Source organism: Robertmurraya sp. DFI.2.37 (assembly GCF_029211245.1).
In the GTDB taxonomy this organism is placed as follows: domain Bacteria; phylum Bacillota; class Bacilli; order Bacillales; family Cytobacillaceae; genus Robertmurraya; species Robertmurraya methanolica_A.
In genome coordinates this window covers 1-295 of the sequence record NZ_JARGEJ010000703.1, presented here as the reverse complement: position 1 = coordinate 295, position 295 = coordinate 1, and the positions used below count along the sequence as shown (strand labels likewise).

Here is a 295-nt window from a genome sequence, read left to right as displayed (position 1 = left end):
TCCCGTTAACAGCGCATGAACTACATAAAGCGCTGGAGCTAAGAACATGAATGAAAAATCAAGAGGCTCCGTCACCCCTGTTAAATATGCGGCAATACCACCTGCCATTAATAGTGATGCGGCTTGCTTTTTGCGCTTAGTTTTTGCTGTATGATACATCGCAAGCGCCGCTGCTGGGAGACCAAACATCATAATTGGGAAGAATCCTGCTTGATATCTTCCGGTAATTCCTAATTCTCCTTTGCCAGCCCTGAAGTTCCCAATATCATTAATTCCCGCAACGTCAAACCAAAAT

At 44.4% G+C, this 295-nt stretch carries 1 protein-coding gene; it reads right to left on the bottom strand.

Annotation, left to right across the window (positions count from 1 at the left end; translation table 11 throughout):
* A partial coding sequence (locus PZE06_RS28295) for a PTS transporter subunit EIIC (RefSeq protein WP_275792439.1) occupies positions 1-295 on the bottom strand: 295 nt, incomplete at both ends.